Below are 24432 nucleotides of genomic sequence, written 5' to 3'. Positions count from 1 at the left end.
GAAGTGCGGGAATTCGCCGGGTATCGTTCCCGGTTCGGCCGGGCATCGTTAGGTGGCGGGGACCGAGGGTGAGAGGGGAACCATGCCGTCATCCAAGCCGTCGTCCATACGGTCGGCCGGTGCACTGCCGCAGCCGGTGCTGAGTCAGCCGGCGCCCGTCGCGGTGTTCCTGGTGGTCACGATCGAACCCGGAGGCGAGAGCGCCGCACGCGATCTGCTGGCCGGGCTCGCGGGACTGGTACGAGCCGTCGGCTTCCCCAGCCCGGACGGAGGGCTGTGCTGCGTGGCCGGCGTCGGATCCTCGGCCTGGGACCGGCTGTTCGAGGGCCCGCGTCCCCGACAACTGCACGCCTTCGAGGAGTTGGAAGGCCCCCGGCATCACGCCGTGGCCACCCCGGGCGACCTGCTGTTCCACATCCGTGCCGCCCGCACGGATCTGTGCTTCGCCCTGTCCGCCGAGATCATGAAGCGGCTGCGGGGCGCGGTCACCGTCCAGGACGAGGTCCAGGCCTTCGCCTACTTCGACTCCCGCAACCTCCTCGGCTTCGTCGACGGCACCGAGAACCCGGTCGGCACGGCGGCGGCCGAAGCGGCGATCGTCGGTGACGAGGACGCCGGTTTCCTCGGCGGCAGCTACGCGATCGTGCAGAAGTACGTGCACGACGTCGACGCCTGGGAGGCCCTGGCCGTCGAGGCCCAGGAGAAGGTGATCGGCCGCTCCAAACTGACCAACATCGAGCTCGACGTCCCCGGCTCCCACATCGACGTGAACACGGTCACCGGCCCGGACGGGGAGGAGCGGGAGATACTGCGAGGCGCCATGCCGTTCGGCAGGCCCGGCCACGGCGAGTTCGGCACGTACTTCATCGCCTACGCCCGGACGCCCGACGTCCCGGAGGCCATGCTCCGCAACATGTTCGTGGGCAGCCCCGAATCGGGCCCGGACCCGATCCTCGACTACTCCCGGGCCGTCACCGGGACGCTGTTCTTCTGCCCGTCGGCCACTTTCCTGGAAGCGATCCCGGAACCGGCCGACACCCACTGACCTGCCCGGACGGCCCGGCCGGGCTCAGGGCTGCTGTGCCTCGCGCTCGGCGTCCCGCTTCTTGATCCGGGCCGTCTCCTTGCGGACCTCGGCCTGAGTGGCGCGCTCCTTGGTCAGCCACTCGGGCTGCTCCTGCTTGAGCGCCTCGATCTGCTCGGTGGTCAGGGGCTCGGTGACACCGCCGCGGGCGAGCCCCGCGATGGAGACGCCGAGCTTCGCCGCGACCACCGGGCGCGGGTGCGGGCCGTCTCGTCGCAGGTCGAGCAGCCACTGCGGGGGTTCGGCCTGGAGCGCGTTCAGCTCCGCGCGCGTGACGACCCCCTCCCGGAACTCGGCGGGGGTGGCTTCGAGGTACACACCCAGCTTCTTCGCCGCGGTGGCGGGCTTCATGGTCTGGGTGCTTTGGTGCGACGTCATGGTCTCAAGGGTATCGAGTGAGTGAACGCCCGCCGACCACGCCCGCCGACCACGGCCGTCGGCCACGCCCGGTAACCTGGCCAGGTGACAGGCTCGGAAGCACCCCCGCCCACCCCGCAGGCAGCGCCGTCGTTCCGGCTCGCGTACGTCCCGGGAGTGACCCCCGCGAAGTGGGTGCGGATCTGGCAGGAGCGCTTCCCCGACGTGCCCCTCAGCCTTCACTCGGTGACCGCGGCCGAGGCGCCCGACCTGCTCCGGAAGGGCGAGGCCGACGCCGGTTTCGTACGGCTGCCGGTGGACCGTACGTTCTTCAGCGCGATCCCCCTCTACACCGAGACCACGGTCGTCGTCGTCCCCAAGGACCACGTGATCGCGGCGGTCGAGGAGGTCACCAGCGAGGACCTGGCCGACGAGGTCGTCTTCCACCCCCTGGACGACGTCCTCGACTGGGAGCGGCCACCGGGGGAGCCTGCCTTCGAGCGCCCCGCCACCACCGCGGACGCGGTCGAGCTGGTCGCGGCGAACGTCGGCCTGCTCGTCGTGCCCCAGTCGCTGGCCCGCCTGCACCACCGCAAGGACCTCACCTACCGGACGCTCCTGGACGGCCCCCAGTCGAGCATCGCCCTGTCCTGGCCGGAGGACGCGACCACCGGCCTGGTCGAGGACTTCATCGGCGTCGTCCGCGGCCGGACGGTCAACAGCACCCGGGGCCGTACGACGTCCCAGACCCCGGCCACCCCGGAGCCGCCCAAGCGCAAGCGTCCGGACACGGGCGGCGGCGGGCGACGCCAGAGCGGGACCGGGACCGGCGGTGGCCGGCGCGGCGGCTCCACCGGCGGCAAGGGCACCAAGGGAGCCAAGGGCACCACCCGGCGCGGCAAGCCCCGCGGCAGGTCGTAGCGAGGCTCACTTCCGCGGCAGGCCCGCCGCGAAGGCACACCCCTTTTCGATCCACTCCGCGAGCACGTCGTCCTCGGCGAGGGCGTCCCCTGCGACCAGGATCCAGCCCCGCATGGGCCGCCCCGTCATGTCGAAGATCCGCGTGCCGGGCCTGGCCAGGGCGGCGTCGGTGCCGTCCGGGCCGACGCGGACCATGAGGTCGTCGCCGCTCACGCCGACGGCCATGTTGCCGTGCACCAGGAAGGCGATGCCGCCGAACATCCGCTTCTCGGTGATATCCGGCCGGTCTCCGAGCTGCTCCCGGATCCGCTGGGCGAGCCCCTCGTCGTACGCCATGACCGATCCCGACCTCCGCGCGCAGCCCTGCGTTGCCGCCCTCCAGGATCCCCGCACCGGGCGCCTCGCGCACGGCGCGGGGATCCGGACGGCGGCTCAGGGGGCGTACGTCGCCCGCTCGGCCGTACGCACGACCGCCTGTCCGTCGGCCTGGCCGAGCAGGCCCGCGCTCACCCAGGCGGTCACCGTGGACCGCACCCGCGACACCAGCGCACCCTTGTCCGCGAAGGGAGCCCCGGCCCAGATCTCATCCAGCAGCGTGGTGGCGTCGGACTTCGCGGGATTGGCGACACCGGAGTCGGAGCCGCCGAGGATCACCCGGGGTTCGGAGCGCCGGAAGTAGGCGTGGGTGGGGTCCTGCGTGCCCTCGAAGAAGGGGGCGAACTCGGTGCCGCCGAGGGTGAAGTGGAGCGGCTTGCCGGACACCGGCGTGAGCGACGGCAGCAGGTCACCGGAGAGACCGGCGTTGCGATACAGGCCCAACTGGAGGTAGCCCGTGGCGGAATTGCGGCCGACGAGGTTGACCGGGCCGTAGAAGAGGGTTTGCAGCGACCGGTCGTCCAGCGCCTTCTCCACCCGGAGGCGGAACGGCATGGAGATCTTCACCGTGTCGCCGCCGCGCCAGGTCCGCGACACCGTGAAGTAGCTCCCCGGCGTCGGAGTGCCGCTCACCGCGCTGCCGTTGACCGTCACCCGGAAACCCGCGGTCGCCCACGACGGCACCCGCAGTCGCAGCGCGAAGGCCGCGCTGCCCCCGCCGATGGTGAGCGTCGTGCCCTGCTTCCGGGGGAAGGACGTGGACTGAGTGACCGTCACACCCTTCTCCGTCCAGGTCAGTTGGGAGGGGCTGTACAGATTGACGTACAGGGCGCTGCCGTCGGCGGCCTTGAAGTACACCGAGTCCTGGTACTTGGTCGCGCTCTCCATGCCGGTGCCCTCGCAGCAGGTCGTGCCCTGCTTGGGCGTGTAGTCGCGCACATGGCCCGGCGTGAGCCCGATGAAGTACGTGACGAGCGGCTTCTCGGCGTCCGCCTTGTCCTGCTTGGAGCCGAGGACCTGGTTGTACAGGGCCCGCTCGTAGTAGTCCATGTACTTCGGCTGCTGCTCGTGGAAGAACAGGGTCCGGCTCAGCTTCAGCATGTTGTACGCGCAGCACGTCTCCGCGTCGGCGTCGCCGATCGTGCCCGCGATCACGTCGCGCGCCTTCCAGAACTCGGCGGTGCTGGTGCCGCCGATGCCGTACATGCGGTGCGGCACGACCATGCCCCAGAAGTTGCGGGCGGCGTCGAGATAACGGGCCTCGCCGGTCGCGTCGTACAGCCGCAGGTACCCGGTGAAGATCGGTATGTGCTGGTTGGCGTGCAGCCCGTCGAGGATGTCGGTGTTCGCGGCGCAGTTGTCGATGAGCCGGTCGAGGTCGAACAGCCGGGCCAGCGCGAGGTGTTCGGCCCTGCCGGTGATCGAGTGCAGGTCGCAGACCGCCTCCACGATGCCGCCGAACTCACCGCTGGAGAACAGCCCCCACATCCGCTGGAGGGTGGCCTCGGGCAGCTTGGACAGCCGTGAGTACATCCAGTCGCACATGCCGGACGCCAGGTCGAGGGCCCGCGAGTCCCCGGTGGCGAGGTAGGCGTCCAGCACACCGCGGAGGATCTTGTGCGCGGTGTAGTACGGCGCCCACACCTTGGTGTAGTCGCTGCTCGTCCGCGACTCCAGGTCGATGAACTGCGTCTCCGGATACGCCGCCAGGAACCCGGGGTGGCTGGGCCCGCCCCAGGTCCGGCGCAGGGTGGCGGCCAGGCCGCGTCCTGAGGCGTCGGCGAACGTCCCGCCCGAGGTCTCGTCGAAGGCGTACGACGCCAGGTCGCCGCGCCCGGCGGAGACGTCGGCCGCCCGGGCGCTCTGCAACTGGGTGATCTCGGCGGCGCTCAGGGCACGCGACCAGACGTTGAACTCGTCGAAGGCGCCCGCGAAGACGGGGTCGGAGGCGAAGTTGGAGCGGCCGAGCCAGTTGTTGGCGAGGGTGCCGAGCGCGGCCGGGGTGAGGGTCATCGCCGTGTTGCGGGCGACGACGGCGCCGTTGACGTACAGCGTCCCGGTGTCGCCGCCGACGGTGACCGCGAGGTGGCTCCACTGGCCGAGCGGCAGCGCGGCGGTGCCGTCGATGCCCTGCTCGCCGCCCGGACCGCCGGTGGTGATGGCGAAGCGCGGCACACCGGCCGCGTTGCGGGCGGCCAGGTACAGGTACCGCGTGTTGTCGTCGCCGAAGTCGAAGACCCGCGCCCAGTTGCCGTCATGGGTGGGCTTCACCCAGGCGGACAGGGTGATCGCCGGGGTGCCCCCGAGGACGGCGGCAGGGAGATCGACGTACTGGTAGGAGCCACGGACGTTCTCGGCGGCCGTACCGAACCTGCCGGCGACGCTCAGCACGGCCGGGGCCTTGCGCAGTGCGGCGCGCACCTCGGTCAGCGCCCCGATCATGGTGGCGATCCGGTCGGCGAACACCTGCTCGCCGGTGCCGGCGTGGGCCTGCGCCAGCATGGTCAGGAAGTGTCCGGTGTAGTGCCCGCGCAGATTGCCGTTCGCCTCACCGTCCAGCCCCTCCCACCCGCCGGGCGCGACGGCGCCGCCCGTGGCGAGCCCGGCGTTGGCACGGAACACCTGGAGCAGCCGGTTGACGTCGTAGCCCCGGGCGTGGTCGAGCATCAACTGCCGCTTGTCGGCGAAGAGTCCGGGCCGTAGAGCCACGTCGTCCAGGGCGAAGGGCTGCACGGACCAAGCGGTCGGGACGGCGGTCACGGCCTGCGCCTCCTGAACGGCGGCCGCTGCCCGGCCGGTTGCCGTGTGACTGATCGCGGGCGCCGCCGCGGTGAGCGTGGCGGCCTGGAGAAGGAATCTTCTGGAGAGGGGCGGTGCCATGGGTGCTCCTCCGCGCGGGGGTCATCGGCCATGTTCGTAATCGCGAACAACGTGCGAAAGGTCGACCAGACGCTATGCGTGAGGTGCGGAGGCGTCAACGGTGCTGACGGGATTGGCACTCGGGCCGATCGAGGGCCGCGCGACCTGCTGATCGTGGGTCGGGACGAAGGCCGGCGCGGCGCTCACGTTCACTGCGGCGGGGCGGCGTGCGGGTCAGCCGGAGGCCGCCGACCGCACGAGCCAGTCGTACGCTCCCCGTGCCGTGAACTCCGCCTGCCCGCCGCGCACCAGCAGCCCGGCCGTCGCGAACTCCGGCGCGTCCGCCTGGGCGGCCACGTAGGGGATCGCGACGCACCTCATGCCGGCCGCGTGCGCCGCGGCGGCGCCGGGGGCCGCGTCCTCCAGCACCACGCAGTCGGCGGGAGCGGCGCCCAGCCGGGCGGCAGCCGCCAGGAAGACATCGGGGGCGGGCTTGCCGTGGGCGACCTCGTCGGCCGAGACGACCGTGCGCAACTGCGCGTCCAGGCCCGTGCCGGCCAGGATCGCCGTGATGGCCTCCAGTGACGAACCCGAGGCCACGGCCATCGGGACGCCCTCGGTCGCGAGCAGCTCCACGAACTTGCGCATCTCGGGGTACGCGCGCGTGGCGGTGCGCGCGAGCTCCAGGTAGCGGCGGTTCTTGGCGGCGAGGAGTTCGTCGACGGAGGCGCGCAGACCGTACTGCCGCTTCCAGAGCGTGACCGTCTCCAGTGTGCTGATGCCGACGTAGCGCTCGTGGTCGGCCCACGTGAAGTCGGGCACCCCGTGCTCGGCCAGAACCTGCCGGCCCGCCTCGAAGTAGTTGGGCTCGCTGTCCACGAGTGTTCCGTCGAGATCGAAGATGACCGAGATGCCGCTGAGTCCGCTCATGGGCTCAGGATGTCAAAGGTCATCTCCGCGCCGCCGTCCGCCCGATCGACTCCACCAGCGGCAGCAGCCGCTGCGGGACGCGCTCGCGCAGGGCCACCTCGGAACGGGTGCGGACCACGCCGGGCAGGCTGATCAGCTTCTGGATCACGTCCTCCAGGTGGGCGTTGTCGCGGGCCACGACCCGGGTCAGCAGGTCCCCGCCGCCCGTGATCGAGAACGCCTCGACGATCTCCGGTACGGCGGCGAGCGCGTCGCCCACGTCGTCGAGGTGGCCCTGCGTCACCTCGATGTGCACGAACGCCAGCACCGGATGGCCGAGCGCGGCGGGCGAGAGCGTCGGCCCCGTGCCGGTGATCACGCCGTCCCGCTCCAGCCGGTCGAGCCGGGCCTGAAGCGTGCCGCGCGCGACGCCGAGGATGCGGGCGTACTCACGCACGCTGGTGCGCGGCTGCTCCAGCAGCAACCGCAGGATGCGGGTGTCCAGCTCGTCCACGGCCATGGTGCCCGGCCTCTCCTCGTGTGTGGTCCGTTGGCTCGCTGATGGACGTGCCACGACCGATATTCCTGTACCAATGGCACAGCCTAGAGGGCGGCGCTTGAGCCAGTATCCGCCTGGATGCTGCAATGGAGCGGTCGATGGCGCTGCGGATCCCCGCGGCGCCTTTTTCATGCAGGCGCGAAGGGGCGGTAAACAGTGCTGAAGAGGGTGTTCGTGGCCCCGGACCCGGGGCGGGCGCGGCTGCGCTTCGCCGTGCGGGCCGTCCTCGGCATCGGGCTCGCGGTCGTCGTCTGCGGACTGGCCGGACATTCCCTCGTCGGCGCCGTCACCGGAGGGCTCGCCGCTCTGCTCGCCCTGTTCACCGTCACGGACGCCACGGTCCGCGGGCAGGCGGTCACCACCGTACTGCTGCCGCTCGTCGGCCTGCCGGTCCTCGCGGCGGCGGCCGAGCTGCACGACCACCCCGTCGCCCGCGACGTCACCTTCCTCGCCGTCGTCGGCGCCGGCGTCTACGCCCGCCGCTGGGGGCCTCGCGGGCACAGCCTCGGCGTGTTCGCGTTCATGACCTTCTTCGTGGCGCAGTTCCTGCACGCCACCCCCAGGCAGCTTCCCGAGCTCTACGCCGCCGTCCTGCTGTCCCTGCTCACGGCCGCCGCGGTGCGGTTCGGGCTGTGGTGCTACGAGCGCCGTATGCCCCCGGCGCCCGTACCCGCACCGCCGGGCGGCGGCGGACTGGCCCGTGTGACCACGCGCCAGGCGATCCAGGCCACCGCGGGCGCGGGCTTCGCGCTCGTCGTGGGCCAGCTCGTGTCCGGGCAGCGCTGGTACTGGGCGGTCGGCGCCACCTGGTGGATCTTCGTCAACACCATCTCGCGCGGCGAGACCCTGGTCCGCGGCTTCCGCCGGGTCCTCGGCACGGTGATCGGCATCGGCGTCGGCCTGCTCGTCGCCGTCCCGCTGCACGGCGCGGTGGTTCCCACGGCCGCGCTCCTCGCCGTCTGCGTCTTCGGGATCTTCTACACGGCCGCCGTCTCCTACACCTGGATGATGCTCAGCGTCACGCTGCTCGCCGAGCTCCTCTACGGCCTCCTCGGCGTCCTCGAACCCGCCCTGCTGGCGCTACGGCTCGCCGAGACCGCCGTCGGGGCGATCGGCGCCGTGCTGGCCGTGCTGTTCGTGCTGCCGGTCACCACGCACGCCATCACTGACGCCTGGGTCCAGCGCGCCCTGCGCTGCGTCCACGCGGCCACCGCGGAGGCCGCCGCGCGACTCGCCGGTGACGAGAGCGCCGACCCGGCGTCCCGGGTCGCCGAACTGGAACAGCTCCTCGGCCGGGTACGGCTGTCCCTCGCCCCGCTCGTCCACCCGCTGAACCCGATGCCGGCCCGCAAGCGGCGCGCCCGCCGGGTGCTCGCCCTGCTCGACGACTGCGCCCGGGAGATCCGCGGCCTGGCCGCCGTCGCCGCCGATCCCGTCGCCTCGCACGACGCCCGCCTGGCCGCCGCGTGCTGGCGTGTGGAGGCCGCCGTCGAGGCCCTGACCGGCGGCGCGGACATCACCGCCCCCACCGCCCGGCCGACGGCGGCGGACCCCGCGCTGGCCCATCTGCACGGCCTGGAGCTGGCCCTCGCCGAACTCGCCCAGCCCCTGCGGGCGCCGTCGGGTTCTCCGCTGGTCGGCGCGTAGCGCTCCGCGGGGATGCCGCGAGGGGTGGTCGTGCGTCTGCGGCGTCGTCGTGGCTGGTCGCGCACTTCCCCGCGCCCCTTCGGGGCGCTGTACTGACGTGGCGCTGCCCTTGCGGCGGTGATGCGAACTCGCCGACGATCAGACGACCTTGGTCTAGACCGATGATGATCCGCTGCTACCGTCAGCCCGGACGGCACTCGACCGGAAGGGGACAGCGGTGGCAGACGTCGGCAGGCGGGGAGGACGGGCCTACATCGGGTCGTTCACGGCGGCCGGAGGCCATGGCATCACGACGGCGTCCGTGGCCGCGGACAGCGGCGCCCTGACCGTCCAGAGCGGTGTGCGTGACGTGCCCGATCCCTCGTACCTGGCCCTGTCGCAGGCCGGCGACACGCTCTACGCGGTCAGCGAGACGGCCGAGGGCGCGGTGGTCGCGTACCGCGTGACCGGGGGCAAACCCGAGCTCCTCGGCTCGCCCGTCCCGGTGGACGGCAGCGGCCCCACACACCTCGGCCTGTTCGCCGGGTACGTCCTGATCGCGAACTACGGCTCCGGAAGCGTCACCGCCGTGCCCGTGCGCTCCGACGGCACCCTCTCGGACGCCCCGCCCGCCGTCCTGCGGCACACCGGCTCCGGCCCCCACACGCCACGCCAGCAGGGCCCGCACGCCCACCAGGTGCAGCCCGACCCGAGCGGCCGCTGGGCCGTCAGCGTCGACCTCGGCACCGACTCGGTGCGCGTGTGCACCCTGACCGACGGCACGCTCGACGTGCACCGGGAGATCGCCCTGCGCCCCGGCTCGGGCCCCCGCCACCTGGCCTTCCACCCGCACGGCCGGTACGCGTACGTCGTCAACGAGCTCACCCCGACCGTCACCGTCTGCCACTGGGACGCCGACGACGGATCACTGAAGCCGCTGACCGAGACGCCGGTGCTGCCGGACGCCCCGGCCGGCGACGCCTTTCCGTCGGGGATCGTCGCCTCGCCCGACGGCCGCTTCGTGTGGACCGCCACCCGCGGCGAGGACGTGCTGTCCACGTTCGCCGTCGAGGGCGAGGACCTGCGGCTCGTCGGCACCGTGCCCTGCGCCGGGCACTGGCCGCGCGCGCTGACCGAGGCGGACGGATTCCTGTACGTGGCGAACGAGCGCTCCGGTGACGTGTCCTGGTTCGCCCTGGACCCCGACCGGGGCCTGCCGCGCTACGAGGGTTCGATCGAGGTGCCCGCGGCGTCCTGCGTGGTCGTCGGCCCCGATCCCGCCGGGTGAGTGGATACCGGCTGACCGGACGCCGAAGGGCCCCTTCCCGGGTGGGGAAGCGGGCCCTTCGGCGTTACGGCTGTGACGTGCGCGTCAGCGCACCGGCGTGCCCTGCGGCTGCGGCGGGGCGATACCCAGCGCCGTCGTGTACTTCGACAGGGCGAGCTTGCCGATCGCCGGGTACGCGCCGAGCGCCTCGGCGGCGGAGCAGCCCGCCTCCTGCGCGGCCTCCGCGATCAGGCTCGGGTCGATCTCGGGCCCTATCAGGTACGGCGCCAGCGCGAGCTGCTGCGAGCCCGAGGACCGCAACTGCTCGGCGACGGCCGTGATCGCGCCGTCCTGGTCCAGGGCCGCCGCCATCACCGGCACGGCCAGGCGTGCGGCGAGCAGCATGCCGGTGATCCCGGCCGCCTGCACGGCCTCCTCGCCGCCGACGGAAGCCAGCACGATGCCGTCCGCGGCCGTGGCCACCGTGAACAGGCGGGCGCGGTCGGCGCGGGCCAGCCCGGCCTCCGACAGGCGCACGTGCAGCGCCTCGGCGAGCAGCGGGTGCGGGCCGAGGACATCGGTCAGGTCGGCCGCGACACGGCTGTCCATCACGGCCTGGCGGATCACGCGCAGGAGCGCGCTGTCCGGGCCGGCGAGCAGCGGCACGACGACGGCGACGGGGCCCTCGGGCTCCTTGGCCTCCACGCCCGCGGCGAGCGCCTGCTCATAGCGGGCGGTGCGCTCCTCGGCGGCGTGCACCAGCACCGACTGGAGCGTGGGGAACTCCGCGTCATCACCGTCGACGTACCCGATCCGGGCGTCGAGACCGGGGAGCTCGGAGCGGGCGATGCTCACGACCTCCTCGGCGAGACCGCGAGTGGCGGCGCTCGGCGTGCCCGGCACCGCGAGAACGAGCGCGGGCGCGCCCTCGGGAGCCGCCAAGGGCTCGGGTCGGCGGTGCCGCCCGGGCTGACGAGGTCGCGGCATTCGTACTGGCAGGCCGGACGCGGGCCCAGTGGGGGAGCTCATGGCGACGCATGTTACTGGCTTCTTGGGCTCCCCTGTTCGGGGAGGGTGCAGGTGAGCGGTATCCGTCCGCTTTTGTCTGATTGAGTTACCTACGGTGCGGAAGCGGGTGGCGTAGTGGGATCAGTCCCTTTTTCGGTCACCACGCAGAGCATCGCCTCGTCACTCGGCAGAACGAGCTCGCCCGTCGCCAGATCGGTCGCGATGCGCACCGCCCCCTGCAACGGATCCCCGTCGGCCGGTACCCGCCGTGCGTGCGGCAGCCGCTTCGACAACTCCTCTTCCAGAGGTGCAACAAGAGGGGCGCCCAGGTTCAACAGGCCCCCCGTGACGGTGACTTGAGGCTCCCCGGCGGCGGGGCAGACCGCGGCCGCGGAGTCGGCCATGTGCCGTGCGGCGGACCGCAGGATGTCCGCGGCGACCCGGTCGCCGTCGGCGCAGAAGGCGACCTCCGGAGCGAAGGAGGCGAGGACGGCGGGGCGGTCGGGGCGTGGATACAGCTTGCCGGGCAACTCCCGCACCGGTCCGAACATTTTCTCGGCGCGCGAGAGCAACGCCGCCGAGCCGTCGGGCCGGCCGTCGTGCGCGCGCATCGCCGCCTCCAGCCCGGCCCGTCCGATCCAGGCACCGCCGCCGCAGTCGCCGAGCAGATGACCCCAGCCGTCCGCACGGCGCCAGCGCGTCAGGTCGGTGCCGATCGCGATCAGTCCCGTGCCCGCCGCCACGACCGCACCCGGCCGGGCCCCGAGGGCACCCACATACGCGGTGACGGCATCGGCGACCAGGGCGACCCGCTCGATGCCGAACTCGCGCTCCAGCGCGCCCGGCAGTTCGGCACGCAGCCCTTCGCCGAGGCTGGCGAGCCCGGCGGCCCCGACGGCGATCGCACCCGGCGCGGCGACACCCGACTCGGCCATCGCCGCACGTGCCATGGGCACGAGCTGCTCCATGAAATGCCCGGCGTCGATGCCCCGCTCGCCGGTGCGTACGGGCTCACGGGACTCGCGGTGGGCCGCCACTGCACGGCCGACGGCGCCGACGACGACCCGCATGCCGGATCCGCCGGAGTCGACGGCGATGAAGCCGGCGCCGCCGGTCACGGCAGGCGCCAGTCCACCGGCTGGCCTCCTTGGCCGATCAGGAGGTCGTTGGCGCGGCTGAACGGGCGCGAGCCGAAGAAGCCGCGGTCGGCGGACATGGGGGAGGGGTGGGCGGACTCCACCGAGGGGAGATTGCCCAGCAGCGGGCGGAGGTTGCGGGCGTCACGGCCCCAGAGGATGGACACCAGCGGCTTGCCGCGGGCGGCGAGTGCGCGGATGGCCTGCTCGGTGACCTCCTCCCAACCCTTGCCGCGATGGGCGGCCGGCTTGCGCGGGGCCGTGGTGAGCGCCCTGTTGAGCAGCAGCACACCCTGCTGGGTCCACGGCGTCAGATCGCCGGTGGACGGCTGGGAAAGCCCCAAGTCGGTGTTCAGCTCCCGGTAGATGTTGATGAGGCTGCCCGGCAGCGGACGGACGTCGGATGCCACCGAGAAGGACAGCCCCACGGCATGTCCCGGAGTGGGGTACGGGTCCTGTCCGACGATCAGGACCCGTACGTCGTCGAAGGGCTGTTGGAAGGCCCGCAGGACGTTCGGCCCGGCCGGTAGATAGGTGCGTCCCGCGGCGATCTCCGCACGCAGGAAGTCGCCCATCGCGGCGATCCGTTCGGCAACGGGCTCCAGGGCCTTCGCCCAGCCCGCTTCGACGATTTCATGCAAGGGTCGTGGTGCCACGGGCGTCACCCTACTGCCGTACGGGCAGCGGTGATCAACCAGTGGCCAAGGCCCGGCCGTAAGCCGCCGCGGCTCATGCGATCACCGCGGCCCTCACACACAGCACGTCCGGCAGGTGCGACACCAGTTGCCGCCAGGTGTCGCCGTCGTCGGCGGACGCGAACACCTCGCCGTTGCGGTTGCCGAAGTACACGCCCGCCGGGTCCGCGTCGTCCGTGCACATCGCGTCGCGCAGCACCGTGCCGTAGTGGTCCCCCTGCGGCAGCCCCGCGGACAGCGGCTCCCAGCTCTTTCCCGCGTCCGCCGTACGGAAGACGCGGCAGCGCCGGTCGGCGGGGACGCGGTCGGAGTCGGCGTTGATCGGGAAGACGTAGGCCGTCCCGCCGCGGTGCGGGTGCGCGGCGGCCGCGAAGCCGAACGTGGACGGCAGGCCCTCGCCGATGTCGGTCCAGTGCGCGCCGGCGTCGTCGCTGCGGTAGACGCCCCAGTGGTTCTGGAGATACAGCCGGTCCGCGTCGGCCGGGTCCTGTGCGATCTTGTGCACGCACTGGCCGAACTCCGGGTTCGGATCCGGCAGGAACACCGCGGAGACACCGGAGTTGGACGGCGCCCAGCTCGCGCCGCCGTCGGCCGTCCGGAAGACTCCGGCGGTCGAGACGGCGACCGTCACGGCCTTCGGGTCGCGTCGGTCGGTGATCACGGTGTGCAGGCCCTCACCGCCACCGCCCGGCACCCACTTCGACCGGGTCGGGTGCTCCCACAGCGGGCGGACCAGTTCGAACGTCTCGCCGCGGTCGGCCGAGCGGTACAGCGCCGCCGGTTCCGTGCCCGCGTACACCACGTCCGGTTCGGCGGCCGCCGGGTGGAGCTGCCACACCCGCTCCAGGGAGGCGTCGGTGTCCTTGGGGAACTTCACGGCCGGCTGGGCCGGTTCGGTCCAGGAGCGGCCCAGGTCGTCGGAGTGGAACACGGACGGGCCCCAGTGCGCGCTGTCGCCGCCGGCCAGCAGCCGCGGGCGCTCGCCCCGGGTGTCGATCGCGACCGAGTACACGGCCTGGGCGTTGAAGTACGGACTCTCGTCGAACTCCCACGAGTCACCTCGCCTGCGCCCGATGAACAGGCCCTTGCGTGTCCCCACGGCGAGCAATACCTCGGTCATGCCGATCACCTCCGCGACGCCTTTGTCTCAGACACGGGCCAGTCTGCACCCAGGCACTGACAGTCACCTCTGGAAACGACGACGTCGCAGGTCGGGGCGGCGATGATAACTCCCGGTCGCACCTTGCGGGCCCGTTCGCGAAGTCGCCTGCCGGTGCCGCGTGACCCGTGCCACCGTCGACTCCGGCAGGTGCCGTGAGCATCCGCCTGCCGGCTCCCGTATGGGTGGGAAGTCGGTACGGCATGTTCGTGCGCTCATGAGGAGGAAGCCTTCGATGGCGTTCCGTGGTCCGCAGGTGTGGCTGTGGCGGTGGCGGCGCAATCCGCTCAAGCGCCGGGCCGACGCGGTGGAGGCCTGGGTGCTGCTCGCCGCCTGGACGATCACCGTCCTCGCCGGAGTGCTCGCGGGTCTGACGACGGCCCGCACGGTCGAGCAGGGCATGGCCAGGGAGCGCGTCGAATGGCGGCCGGCGGTGGCCCTGCTCACCGAACAGGCGCCGGGCACGGCCGAGTCGCGCCCCGCCGCGCCCAGCAGCGAGCAGGTGTGGGCGAAGGTCCGCTGGAGCGCGCGCGACGGCTCCGCGCACACCGGGCAGGCCCGCGTCCAGCCCGGCAGCGGCGTCGGCACACCCGTCACCGTCTGGACCGACCCCCGGGGCCGCCTCGTGACGAGGCCCGCCACCCCCTCGGAGGCCCGCACCCGGGCCACACTGGTCGGCGGCATCGCGGGCGTCTGCGCCGCCTGCGTACCCTTCGTCGCGGGCCGGGCCCTTCGCAGCCGCCTGGAGAGCCGGCGCATCGACCAGTGGGGCTACGAGTGGGCGCGGTTCGGCCCGTTGTGGGGCGGGCGGACCAGGGGGTGACGGCCGCCGGACTCATGGCGGCCCCTCGGGCCGCGGTCGCGCAGGTCACCGTCCCGCGCGGACCTCAGCCCTGAGCCGGCAACGCCCGCTCCAGGATCCCGTCGACGTCCGCCGTGTCGGGCAGCGTCCCGAACGCGTGCCCCCAGTCGCCGCCGAGCCGGGTCGCGCAGAACGCGTCGGCGACCGCCGCGGGGGCGTGCCGGACCAGCAGGGACGCCTGCAGGGCCAGGGCCATCTGTTCGACCAGACGGCGGGCACCCGCCTCGGACCCCGTGGCCAGCGTGTCCTTGAGCCGGACGACGGCCGCGTCCAGCCGGGCGTCCGCGCCCCGCGCCGAGCTGAGTTCGGCGAAGAGGGCATCGGCGGTGCCCTCCTCCCGGCTCAACGCCCGCAGGACGTCGAGGGCGTTGACGTTCCCCGAGCCCTCCCAGATCGACAGCAGGGGAGCCTCGCGGTAGTGGCGGGGCATGCCGGAGTCCTCGACGTAGCCGTTGCCGCCCAGGCACTCGAGGGCCTCCGCGGTGAAGGCAGGACCCCGCTTGGTCACCCAGTACTTGCCGACGGCCGTGGCGATCCGGCGGAACGCCGTCTCGGTCCCGTCCGTGTCGGCTCCGCGCACCACCCGGTCGGCCGCGCCGGCCAGCCGTAGCGTGAGCGTGGTGGCGGCCTCGGACTCCAGCGCCAGGTCGGCGAGGACGTTGCGCATCAGGGGCTGGTCGATCAGCCGGGCGCCGAACGCGCTGCGGTGCCGGACATGGTGCCCCGCCTCGACGAGCGTCTTGCGCATCAGCGTCGCCGACGACATCACGCAGTCCAGCCGGGTGCAGTTGACCATCTCGATGATCGTCTTCACGCCCCGTCCCTCGGGCCCGACAAGCCAGGCGACGGTCCCGTCGAACTCCGGCTCGGAGGAGGCGTTGGAGCGGTTGCCCAGCTTGTCCTTCAGACGCTGGATGCGGAAGGTGTTGCGGCTGCCGTCGGGCAGGACTCGCGGCACGAGGAAGCAGGAAAGACCACCCGGCGCCTGGGCCAGCACCAGGAACACGTCGCACATGGGCGCCGAGGTGAACCACTTGTGCCCGCGCAGCGTGTACACGCCGGGCTCGGCGGTCGGCCACGCCGTCGTCGTGTTCGTACGGACGTCGGAGCCGCCCTGCTTCTCGGTCATCCCCATGCCCGCGAGCAGACCCCGCTTCTGGGTCGGCACCCGCAGCCCCGGGTCGTACTCCCGGCTGGTCAGCAGCGGTTCGTAGACCTTCGCGAGCTCGGGCTGCCGGCGCAGCACCGGGACGGCCGCGTAGGTCATCGACGTCGGACAGCCGTGCCCGGCCTCCGTGTGTCCCCACACCAACCCGCCGGCGGTCCGGGCGACATGCGCGCCGGGCCGCTCGTCCGCCCAGGGTGCCGCCGCGAGGCCCTCGCCGACCGCCACTCGCATCAGGTGGTGCCAGCTCGGATGGAACTCGACCTCGTCCACGCGATGCCCGTACCGGTCGTGCGTCCGCAGCTCGGGCTCGTGCCGGTTGGCCTGCTCACCCCACTCCTGGGCCTGAGCGCTCCCGGCCCGCAGGCCCAGCCGTCGGATGTCCTCCTCGGCCCACCCGGCTCCCTCCCGGCGCAGCCCTTCGAGCAGGGCCGTGTCCTGCGACGCGTCGTACGGCGTCAGGGGCGGCGGCTGGTTGGTGACGTCGTGCGTGGCGTACTGCCCGGACTGCTCCTGCGCGAGTATCGAGACCATGCCGCCAGTGTTGCATCGCTGCTGCGGTTGCAGCAATCCTGTAATACGCCGAGCGGCACGTAAGGTACCTGGCCATGCCGAACAACCCGTCACCGCAGGCCGACGAGGTGGAACTGCGCCCGCTGTCCGCCCGCTCGGTCGTCCTCAGCCTGCTGCTGGGTCTGCATCCGCCCGAGCTGCCGGTGAAGGACCTGGTGAGCGGGGTGGAGCCGTTCGGGATCGCGGGATCGACCGTGCGGGCGGCGCTCAGCCGGATGACGGCGGCCGGCGACCTGCGGCGCGCGGACACGGTCTACGGGCTCAGCGACCGGCTGCTGGAACGCCAGCGGCGCCAGGACGACGCCGTCCACCCGGGTACCCGGCCCTGGGCCTGCGACTGGGAGATGGTCGTGGTCACGGCCACGGGGCGGGGCGCCGCCGAACGCGCAGAACTGCGCACCGGGCTGACCCGCCTGCGGCTCGCCGAGCTCCGCGAGGGCGTCTGGCTGCGCCCGGCCAACCTGCTCCGCCCGCTGCCGGACGGCCTCGACGAGGTGGCCCAGTGCTACACGGCCCGCCCCGAGGGTCCCGCGCGTGAACTGGCCGCGGACCTGTGGCCGCTGGACGCCTGGGCCGGCACCGGGCGCGCTCTGCTGGCCCATGTGGCCGCCGCCCGCCGCCCGTCCGACCGTTTCACCGCCTTCGCGGCCGTCGTACGGCACCTGCTCGCCGACCCGGTGCTGCCCCCCGAACTCCGCCCCGCCGACTGGCCGGGTGAGCGGCTGCGCGCCGCGTACGCGGACTACCGGCGGGAGTTGGCGCAGGAGGTACGTGCGCGAGGCCCGCGGGAATGACCCGGCGGCCGCCCGAAGCGCCGGGCGGGGACGCTTCGGACGGCCGCCTTCACCGTGGGGGACCATCTGTGCGTACGGGCTACCTGTAGGTGATGTCCGAGCTGGAGTACAGGCAGTTCGTGCTGTCCGGGCCCGTGCCCACGGCCGTGTTGTTGTTGTACTTCTGGCACGGGACGACCTTGCGGCCGGAGTCGTTGAGGATCGTGATGCCGCGCAGCGTCGCCACGTCGCCCCGGTTGACGTTGATGCCGACGAGGCGGGCCGTGGACCCCGTGCCGGTCACCTCGATGTTTCTGAGGTTGACCTTGCGCGTGTACTGCGTGGAGCAGTCGCCGCACGAGCGGTACAGCGTCTTGAACTCGCTGACCGCGAAGTTGGAGATGTTCAGCGTGCCCGGGCCGTTGTGCTGGAAGACCTTGTCGGCGGCCTTCCTGGCGCCGCCGCCGGTCACGGTGTAGGTGGAGCCGCCGCGGAAGGTGGCGGCGTCCTCGCCGACGTCCTCCCACCACACGTTCTGGAGGGTGCAGTTGCCCTCGCAGTGGATGCCGTCGGCACCGGGCGCGCCGATGATGACGTTCTTGAGTGTCGCGCCGGCCGCGAGCTCGAAGATCGGGTCCTGGCCCTCCTCCTGCCCGTCGCCGGCCAGGTCACCGCTGCCGTAGTAGCGGACCATGCCGCCGTCGCGGACGCCGGAGACCTGGATGGTCGAGCTGACCGGCCGGCTGCCGGCGGGCGTCGGCCAGGTGGCGGCGCTCGCCGGCGGAGCGCCGAGTGTCGTGATCATGACAGATGAGAGGCCGAGTGCGGCCAGACCGCCGGTCAGCGCGCGCCGGCGGGCGCGGGGCTCTGCTGGTGAAGTCATGTCCCGATGCCTTCTTCCGGTTGGGGGGTGGTCGGAGCGTGTGGGGGGAGCGTTCGCATGCGGATGCGTCCCTTCGGGAGGATCGGCATGATCGTGTACATGAACGATGTTCGCCATTCAGGACGCTGTGCGTGAGCAGGGTGGCCAATACGGGGTGCTGTCGAGCGCCTTGGTCACACTGCTGAACGGAACGTATGGGGCAAGCGCTTTCTGGTCAACGCCTTGTGCGGAAGAATTCAGTCAGTCCTGGTGGGGGTAAGAGCTTTCTGGCCGATGGTGTGGGAGCGCTTCCATGCTGGACGTGTCCATGCCACGATGCGTTCGCATGCTCTCCGCATGACTCGCATGCTTTTCACGTGAGAGGACGTCCAAGAGCCGCGACCAGAAGGGACAAGGACGTGCCCACCCCCCCATCGCACGACCGTGCGACGACAGCTCCTGGCGCTACTCGCCGCCCTGCTGCCGCTGCTCGCGGCACTGCTCGTCACCGCCCCGGCGGCCGGCGCCCGCACCGAGGCGGCCGACGTCGTCCCGGCCGCCACGCTCACCGAGGTCACCGACTTCGGCGCCAACCCCAGCAACCTGCGGATGTACGTGTACGTGCCGGACAACGTGACCGTGAAGCCCGCGATCCTGGTGGCCGTGCACTGGTGCACCGGCTCGGGCCCGGACATGTACAACGGCACCGAGTACGACACGCTCGCCGACCGATACGGCTTCATCGTGCTGTACCCGTCCGTCACCCGCAGCAGCAAGTGCTTCGACGTCTCCTCGCCGCAGGCGCTCAGGCGCGACGGCGGCAGCGACCCGGTCGGCATCAAGTCGATGGTCGACTGGGCCACGCGTACCTACGACGCCGACACCGGCCGCGTCTTCGCCACCGGCATCTCCTCCGGCGCGATGATGACCAACGTGCTGCTCGGCGACTACCCCGACGTGTTCGCCGCGGGCGCCGCCTTCGCGGGCGTCCCCTTCGGCTGCTTCGCCACCACCGACGGCTCCGAGTGGAACAGCGCGTGCGCCCAGGGCACGGTCGCCCGCACCGCGCAGCAGTGGGGCGACACCGCCCGCGCCGCGTACCCCGGCTACACCGGCCCCCGGCCCCGCATGCAGTTGTGGCACGGCACCGAGGACGACGTCCTGCGCTACCCCAACTTCCTGGAGATGATCAAGCAGTGGACGAACGTCCAGGGCCTCGGCCAGACCCCGGCCGCCACGGACACGCCCCAGTCCGGCTGGACCCGCACCCGCTACGGCGGCACCGGTGACCGCGCCCCCGTCGAGGCGATCAGCCTCCAGGGCGTCGGCCACAACCTCTACGGCATCGGCATGGCGGCCCGGGTCCTCGCCTTCTTCGGCCTCGACAGCGGCGGCCCCACCCCTCAGCCCCAGCCCGGCGCCTGCAAGGTGACCGTCACGACCAACGCCTGGAACACCGGCCTCACCGCCGCCGTGACCCTCACCAACACGAGCTCCACGTCCGTCAACGGCTGGCGGCTCGGCTTCACCCTCCCCGCCGGCCAGACGATCACCAACGGCTGGGGTGCCGCGTACGCGCCGTCCTCGGGCACGGTGACGGCGACCAACGCCTCGTACAACGCGGCCCTCGCGCCGGGCGCGAGCGTCGGCATCGGCTACCAGGCGAACCACGCCGGAAACAGCGCCGCACCGGGCGCCTTCACGCTCAATGGAACGGCCTGTACGGCCGGCTGACCTGAGCGAACGCCGACGTGGCCGGGGTCGAGCCCGCCGGCCACGTCGGCGTCCGTGATGCCGAAACGGCGATCAGACGGACCGGTGGTACTGGTCCGGCACATGCACGTCCCCGCCCAGCTCCCGGGCCGCGTGCCGGGCCCACGACGGGTTGCGCAGCAGCTCGCGGCCGAGGAGGACAGCGTCCGCCTCACCGTTCGCGAGGATCTTCTCGGCCTGCTCGGCCTCGGTGATCAGGCCCACGGCGGCGACCGGCAGCGACGTCTCCGCCTTCACGCGCGCCGCGAACGGCACCTGGTAGCCGGGGCCGACCGGGATGCGGGCGCCGGATGCGTTGCCGCCGGTCGAGACGTCCAGCAGGTCGATGCCGTGGGCCTTCAGGTCGGCGGCGAAGCGGACTGTGTCGTCGGCGGTCCAGCCGTCCTCCTCCAGCCAGTCGGTCGCCGAGATGCGGAAGAACAGCGGCTTGTCGTCCGGCCACACCGCGCGCACGGCGTCCACGACCTGGAGGGCGAGGCGGGTGCGGTTCTCGTACGAGCCGCCGTACTCGTCGGTGCGGTGGTTGGAGTACGGCGAGAGGAACTCGTTGATCAGATAGCCGTGGGCGCCGTGGATCTCCGCGATCTCGAACCCGGCGGCGAGGGCGCGGCGCGCGGCGTCCGCGAACTGGCCCACGACCTCCTGGATCTCGGTGACCGTCAGTTCCGTCGGCACCGGGTGCCCATCGGCGAACGCGATCGCGCTCGGCGCCACCGGCTGCCAGCCGTAGCGGTCCGGCCCGACCGGCGCACCGCCCTTCCAGGGCTGGTCGGTCGACGCCTTGCGGCCCGCATGCGCTAGCTGGATCGCCGGCACGGTGCCCTGCGACACCAGGAAGCGCGTGATCCGGCGGAACGCCTCGACCTGCGTGTCGTTCCAGATGCCCAGGTCCCACGGGGTGATCCGGCCCTCGGGGCTGACGCCGGTGGCCTCGACGACGATCAGCCCCGTGCCGCCGGCCGCGCGGGCCGCGTAGTGCGCGAAGTGCCAGTCGTTGGGGGCGCCGGTGTCGGGGCCCTGCGGTGCGGCCGAGTACTGGCACATCGGGGGCATCCACACCCGGTTCGGGATCGTCACTTCACGCAGGGCGTAGGGCTGGAAGAGCGCGCTCACGGCGGACTCCATTCGTCGCGGGGACCAGTCGTCGGCTCGTACGATAGGCATCGTAGTACGGGAGATGTCAAACTACGAGAGATCTCGTACAATGGAGAGGTGCCGGCGAAGTGAGCCGACCCAGGGAATCCGACGAAGTGGAGCCGCCGTGACCAGCGCCGCTGTCAGCAGCCGAGACCTCCCGCACCCGGCGCGCGAGGAGATCCGTCTCGAAGACGTGCTGCACGCGCTGTCCGATCCGCTGCGGCTGCACATCGTGCGAGAGCTCGCCGCCGTCGGCGAGGAGCTCTCCTGTTCGCACTTCGACCTGCCGGTCACCAAGTCCACCACCACGCACCACTTCCGGGTGCTGCGCGAGAGCGGGGTGATCCGGCAGGTCTACCGGGGCACGGCCAAGATGAACGGCCTGCGCAAGGACGACCTAGACGGCCTCTTCCCGGGGCTGCTCGACGTCCTTCTCGACGCCGCCACCCGGCAGGCCGCCCGTCTCGCCGGTGCCTGAACCGGCCCTCGCGGGCAGGTGGTTGAAGAGCAGGTTCAGCACGATCGCCGTGAGGCAGCCCGCGCTGATGCCGCTGTTCATCACCGTCTGGAACCAGTCCGGGAACTTCTCGTAGACCGTCGGCACCCCGACCGGCAGCATGCCCATGGCCACCGAGACGGCCACCACCGTCAGGTTGTTGTTGCCCTTGAAGTCCACGCCGGCCAGGGCCCTGAGCCCGCTCGCGGCGACCGTCCCGAACATCACCAGGCCCGCGCCGCCCAGCACCGGTGCCGGTATCGCCGCCACCACCGCGCCGAGCTTGGGCAACAGGCCGAGAAGGACCAGAATGCCGCCCGCGGTCGCCACCACCCAGCGGCTGCGTACCCGGGTCATGCCGACCAGGCCCACGTTCTGCGCGTACGCCGTGTACGGGAAGGTGTTGAAGACGCCGCCCAGCACCGTCGACAGGCCGTCGGCGCGCAGGCCGTCCGCCAGGGAGCGCGGCTCGACCTTGCGGTCGGTCATCTCGCCGACCGCGATCAGGTCACCCGTCGTCTCGGTCATCGTCACCAGCGCCACCACCAGCATCGACGCGATCGCCGAGAACTCGAAGGTGGGCGCCCCGAAGTGGAACGGCGTGCTGATGCCGACCCAGTCGGCCTCGCCGACGCCGCCGAAGTCGGTGAAGCCGAAGGGCACGGCCACCGCGAGTCCGACCACGATGCCGATCAGCACGGCGATCCGGCTGAGGAACACCGGTGCGAACCGCTGCACGCCGAGCACCACGGCGAGCACGAAGGCGGCCAGCGCGAGGTTCTTCGGCTCCCCGAAGTCCGCCGAACCGGCCCCGCCCGCGGCCCAGTTGCCCGCGACCGGCAGCAGAGAGAGGCCGATGATCAGGATCACCGTGCCGGTCACGAGGGGCGGGAAGAAGCGCAGCAGCCTGCCGAAGACCGGGGCCAGCAGCATGATCGCCAGTCCCGCGACGATCACCGAGCCGTAGATCGCGGGGAGTCCGCCGCCGGTGGTGCCGATCAGCACCATCGGGGAGACGGCGGCGAACGTGCAGCCCTGCATGATGGGCAGCCGTACGCCGAAGCGCCAGAAGCCGATGCACTGGATCAGCGTGGCGATACCGCATACCAGCAGGTCGGCGGTGATCAGATACGCGAGGTCGGCGGGCGGCAGTTTCATGGCGCCGCCGACGATGAGGGGAACGGCGACGGCACCGGCGTACATGGCGAGTACGTGCTGGAGGCCGAAGGCGGCGAGTTGCCGGGCGGGTGGGACCTCGTCGACGGGGTGTGCGGTTGTCATACGCGGACCGTAGACTCCTTTGACAGTTTGTTGATTTCGAGGGTGTTGCTCTCTCGTTCCCAGTGCGGGTCGTGGGTGGTTGCTCGCGCGGTTCCCCGCGCCCCTAAAGGTCGCTGCCGTGCACGGCGTTCATCAGTGACTGCCAGTCGGGCAGCTTGACCACGCCTCTGCCGAGCGACGCCCCCAGTTCCGCCTCGGCCCGCTCGATCGACTGCCAGCCGGGCCACTCGACGGGCTCGACGCCCTCGGCGCGCAGTGCGGTGAGGGGATCGCCGGGCAGCTCTCGTCCGGCGAGCGCGTCGGCGTCCTCCAGCAGCGACATCACCGTCTCCTTGGCGCACGGCCGGTTGGTGCCGATGACGCCGGTCGGGCCCCGCTTGATCCAGCCGGCCACGTACTCGCCCGGCGCCACGACGCCCTCACGCAGCACCCGCCCCGCGAGATGCGGCACCGTGCCGCTCGCCGCGTCGAAGGGGAGGCCCTCCAGGGGGACTCCGCGATAGCCCACCGAACGCAGCACCAACTGGGCCTCGATGTCCTCGTACCGGCCCGTGCCGGTCACCCCGCCCCGCCCGTCCGGCGCCGTCCGCTCGAACCGCACCGAGCCCACGCGCCCGGCCTCGGCCAGGAGTTCGACGGGGCGCAGGAAGAAGCGCAGCCGGATCCGGTGGCGGGCGCCCCGAGGCGGGGACTCGGCCCAGCCGCGCAGCACCTCCACGTTACGGCGCTGCGGCGCGGGCAGACCGGAAGGGTCGGCGTACGCCGGGTCCAACGCCAACTCCCGTGGATCCACGGTCACTTCGGTGTCCGGCAGCGAGCCCAGCTCCCGCAGCTCCTTGGTGGTGAAGCGGGCCTGCGAGGGGCCGCGCCGGCCGACCATGTCGATGTCCGTGACGCGGCTCGCGGCCAGGGCGGTGAGCGCTCCCTGGGGAATGTCCGTGGGGCTCAGTTCGGTCGCACCGCGGGCCAGCATCCGGGTGACGTCCACCGCGACGTTCCCGACACCGATGACCACCGCCGAGCGCGCGCCGACCACGAAACCGTCGTCGGCGGGTGCGCTCTCCACGCCGTCCCGCCCGCCGGGCGAAGCCGCGGGCTGCGGGAAGTCCGGATGGCCGCTGTACCAGGACACGAATTCGGTCGCCGACCAGCTTCCCGGCAGATCCTCGCCGGGAATCCCCAGGTGCCGGTCGGTGGCGGCGCCCACGCAGTACACCACCGCGTGGTACAGCTCGCGCAGCCGCCTGGCCGGCACCCCGCCCGGGCCGATCCGGATGCCGCCGAGGAACCGCACCCGCTCGTGCTCCAGGACCGTGCGCAGGTTGTTCTGGAGGGACTTGATCTTCTCGTGGTCCGGCGCCACGCCGTAGCGCACCAGGCCGTACGGGCAGGGCAGCCGGTCCAGGACGTCGACGACCACGTCGTTGTCCAGCGTTACGAGGCTCTGGGCGGTGTAGCACCCGCTGGGCCCGGAGCCGACGACGGCGACACGAAGCACGGCGGAACTCCTTGTCCGGGAATCGTCAGGAGTCGCTCTCGGGTCCAGCATCGCACC

General features: G+C 72.2%; 22 protein-coding genes. 8 read left to right on the top strand and 14 right to left on the bottom strand.

The window, feature by feature from the left end:
- Positions 1 to 82 precede the first annotated feature (82 nt).
- Complete coding sequence (locus tag ACZ69Q_RS13070) at positions 83 to 1045, top strand: Dyp-type peroxidase (RefSeq protein ID WP_471040982.1); 963 nt, start codon at positions 83 to 85, stop codon at positions 1043 to 1045.
- A 24-nt stretch (positions 1046 to 1069) separates the two neighbouring features.
- Here the strand turns inward: ACZ69Q_RS13070 and ACZ69Q_RS13065 are convergent, their stop codons facing one another.
- Positions 1070 to 1462 (bottom strand): DUF5997 family protein, encoded by a 393-nt coding sequence (locus ACZ69Q_RS13065; protein ID WP_471040980.1) that lies wholly within the window; start codon positions 1460 to 1462, stop codon positions 1070 to 1072.
- Between the two features lie 84 nt (positions 1463 to 1546).
- Between ACZ69Q_RS13065 and ACZ69Q_RS13060 the strand changes: the two genes are divergently transcribed.
- On the top strand, positions 1547 to 2362 hold the full coding sequence (locus ACZ69Q_RS13060; RefSeq protein WP_471040978.1) for a LysR family substrate-binding domain-containing protein: 816 nt from the start codon (positions 1547 to 1549) through the stop codon (positions 2360 to 2362).
- A 6-nt stretch (positions 2363 to 2368) separates the two neighbouring features.
- Here ACZ69Q_RS13060 and ACZ69Q_RS13055 read toward each other — a convergent pair whose 3' ends face one another.
- The 4 genes from ACZ69Q_RS13055 to ACZ69Q_RS13040 all read right to left on the bottom strand — a co-directional run bounded on the left by ACZ69Q_RS13055 (position 2369) and on the right by ACZ69Q_RS13040 (position 7025).
- Positions 2369 to 2698, bottom strand: a complete 330-nt coding sequence (locus tag ACZ69Q_RS13055; protein WP_471040976.1) for a TfoX/Sxy family protein — start codon at positions 2696 to 2698, stop codon at positions 2369 to 2371.
- Positions 2699 to 2794: 96 nt separating this feature from the next.
- The gene (locus tag ACZ69Q_RS13050) at positions 2795 to 5617 is read right to left on the bottom strand and encodes a beta-L-arabinofuranosidase domain-containing protein (protein ID WP_471040974.1); all 2823 of its coding nucleotides are present in this window, start codon (positions 5615 to 5617) and stop codon (positions 2795 to 2797) included.
- Positions 5618 to 5830: 213 nt separating this feature from the next.
- A complete protein-coding gene (locus ACZ69Q_RS13045) occupies positions 5831 to 6526 on the bottom strand; it encodes an HAD family hydrolase (protein ID WP_471040973.1) in 696 nt (231 codons plus the stop codon).
- A 19-nt stretch (positions 6527 to 6545) separates the two neighbouring features.
- Complete coding sequence (locus tag ACZ69Q_RS13040) at positions 6546 to 7025, bottom strand: Lrp/AsnC family transcriptional regulator (RefSeq protein WP_471040971.1); 480 nt, start codon at positions 7023 to 7025, stop codon at positions 6546 to 6548.
- Between the two features lie 195 nt (positions 7026 to 7220).
- Here ACZ69Q_RS13040 and ACZ69Q_RS13035 point away from each other — a divergent pair, with 195 nt between their 5' ends.
- Positions 7221 to 8711, top strand: a complete 1491-nt coding sequence (locus ACZ69Q_RS13035; RefSeq protein WP_471040970.1) for an FUSC family protein — start codon at positions 7221 to 7223, stop codon at positions 8709 to 8711.
- 217 nt (positions 8712 to 8928) lie between these two features.
- Positions 8929 to 9978: a lactonase family protein gene (locus ACZ69Q_RS13030; protein ID WP_471040968.1), complete on the top strand. Its 1050-nt coding sequence runs from the start codon at positions 8929 to 8931 to the stop codon at positions 9976 to 9978.
- Positions 9979 to 10062: 84 nt separating this feature from the next.
- Here ACZ69Q_RS13030 and ACZ69Q_RS13025 read toward each other — a convergent pair whose 3' ends face one another.
- From ACZ69Q_RS13025 to ACZ69Q_RS13010, 4 genes are all read right to left on the bottom strand, one after another.
- Positions 10063 to 10986 (bottom strand): sirohydrochlorin chelatase, encoded by a 924-nt coding sequence (locus ACZ69Q_RS13025; RefSeq protein WP_471040967.1) that lies wholly within the window; start codon positions 10984 to 10986, stop codon positions 10063 to 10065.
- A gap of 89 nt (positions 10987 to 11075) precedes the next feature.
- Positions 11076 to 12083, bottom strand: coding sequence for an N-acetylglucosamine kinase (locus ACZ69Q_RS13020; protein WP_471040965.1), 1008 nt, complete (start codon positions 12081 to 12083; stop codon positions 11076 to 11078).
- Entirely contained in the window at positions 12080 to 12757 is a 678-nt protein-coding gene (locus ACZ69Q_RS13015) for a uracil-DNA glycosylase (protein WP_471040964.1), read from the bottom strand. Before ACZ69Q_RS13015 ends, ACZ69Q_RS13020 begins: the two co-directional genes overlap by 4 nt.
- Before the next feature lie 73 nt (positions 12758 to 12830).
- Positions 12831 to 13916: a WD40/YVTN/BNR-like repeat-containing protein gene (locus tag ACZ69Q_RS13010; RefSeq protein WP_471040962.1), complete on the bottom strand. Its 1086-nt coding sequence runs from the start codon at positions 13914 to 13916 to the stop codon at positions 12831 to 12833.
- A 274-nt stretch (positions 13917 to 14190) separates the two neighbouring features.
- Here ACZ69Q_RS13010 and ACZ69Q_RS13005 point away from each other — a divergent pair, with 274 nt between their 5' ends.
- Entirely contained in the window at positions 14191 to 14778 is a 588-nt protein-coding gene (locus tag ACZ69Q_RS13005) for an Rv1733c family protein (protein WP_471040961.1), read from the top strand.
- A gap of 64 nt (positions 14779 to 14842) precedes the next feature.
- On the opposite strand, the gene ACZ69Q_RS13000 is transcribed toward ACZ69Q_RS13005, so the two are convergent.
- Positions 14843 to 16516, bottom strand: a complete 1674-nt coding sequence (locus tag ACZ69Q_RS13000; RefSeq protein WP_471040959.1) for a DNA alkylation response protein — start codon at positions 16514 to 16516, stop codon at positions 14843 to 14845.
- 74 nt (positions 16517 to 16590) lie between these two features.
- On the opposite strand from ACZ69Q_RS13000, the gene ACZ69Q_RS12995 reads away from it, so the two are divergent.
- A complete protein-coding gene (locus ACZ69Q_RS12995; RefSeq protein ID WP_471040956.1) occupies positions 16591 to 17349 on the top strand; it encodes a PaaX family transcriptional regulator C-terminal domain-containing protein in 759 nt (252 codons plus the stop codon).
- Positions 17350 to 17428: 79 nt separating this feature from the next.
- On the opposite strand, the gene ACZ69Q_RS12990 is transcribed toward ACZ69Q_RS12995, so the two are convergent.
- The gene (locus ACZ69Q_RS12990) at positions 17429 to 18211 is read right to left on the bottom strand and encodes a pectate lyase (RefSeq protein WP_471040954.1); all 783 of its coding nucleotides are present in this window, start codon (positions 18209 to 18211) and stop codon (positions 17429 to 17431) included.
- 423 nt (positions 18212 to 18634) lie between these two features.
- On the opposite strand from ACZ69Q_RS12990, the gene ACZ69Q_RS12985 reads away from it, so the two are divergent.
- Positions 18635 to 19924 carry an extracellular catalytic domain type 1 short-chain-length polyhydroxyalkanoate depolymerase gene (locus tag ACZ69Q_RS12985; protein WP_471040951.1) on the top strand — a complete coding sequence of 430 codons (1290 nt, stop codon included), beginning with the start codon at positions 18635 to 18637 and terminating at the stop codon, positions 19922 to 19924.
- Between the two features lie 72 nt (positions 19925 to 19996).
- Here ACZ69Q_RS12985 and ACZ69Q_RS12980 read toward each other — a convergent pair whose 3' ends face one another.
- Positions 19997 to 21076, bottom strand: a complete 1080-nt coding sequence (locus tag ACZ69Q_RS12980) for an NADH:flavin oxidoreductase/NADH oxidase (protein ID WP_471040948.1) — start codon at positions 21074 to 21076, stop codon at positions 19997 to 19999.
- 148 nt (positions 21077 to 21224) lie between these two features.
- On the opposite strand from ACZ69Q_RS12980, the gene ACZ69Q_RS12975 reads away from it, so the two are divergent.
- Positions 21225 to 21578: an ArsR/SmtB family transcription factor gene (locus ACZ69Q_RS12975; RefSeq protein ID WP_471040946.1), complete on the top strand. Its 354-nt coding sequence runs from the start codon at positions 21225 to 21227 to the stop codon at positions 21576 to 21578.
- Here the strand turns inward: ACZ69Q_RS12975 and ACZ69Q_RS12970 are convergent.
- Together ACZ69Q_RS12970 and ACZ69Q_RS12965 are read right to left on the bottom strand one after the other, a co-directional pair.
- Positions 21498 to 22877: a nucleobase:cation symporter-2 family protein gene (locus tag ACZ69Q_RS12970; RefSeq protein ID WP_471040941.1), complete on the bottom strand. Its 1380-nt coding sequence runs from the start codon at positions 22875 to 22877 to the stop codon at positions 21498 to 21500. The two genes, ACZ69Q_RS12975 and ACZ69Q_RS12970, sit on opposite strands and share 81 nt — an antisense overlap.
- Before the next feature lie 103 nt (positions 22878 to 22980).
- The gene (locus tag ACZ69Q_RS12965; RefSeq protein ID WP_471040938.1) at positions 22981 to 24375 is read right to left on the bottom strand and encodes a ferredoxin--NADP reductase domain-containing protein; all 1395 of its coding nucleotides are present in this window, start codon (positions 24373 to 24375) and stop codon (positions 22981 to 22983) included.
- Positions 24376 to 24432 lie beyond the last annotated feature (57 nt).

This window comes from Streptomyces sp. NPDC036764 (genome assembly GCF_055609385.1).
The sequence above is the reverse complement of the archived record's forward strand: the minus strand, read 5'-3'. Positions and strand labels throughout refer to the sequence as shown.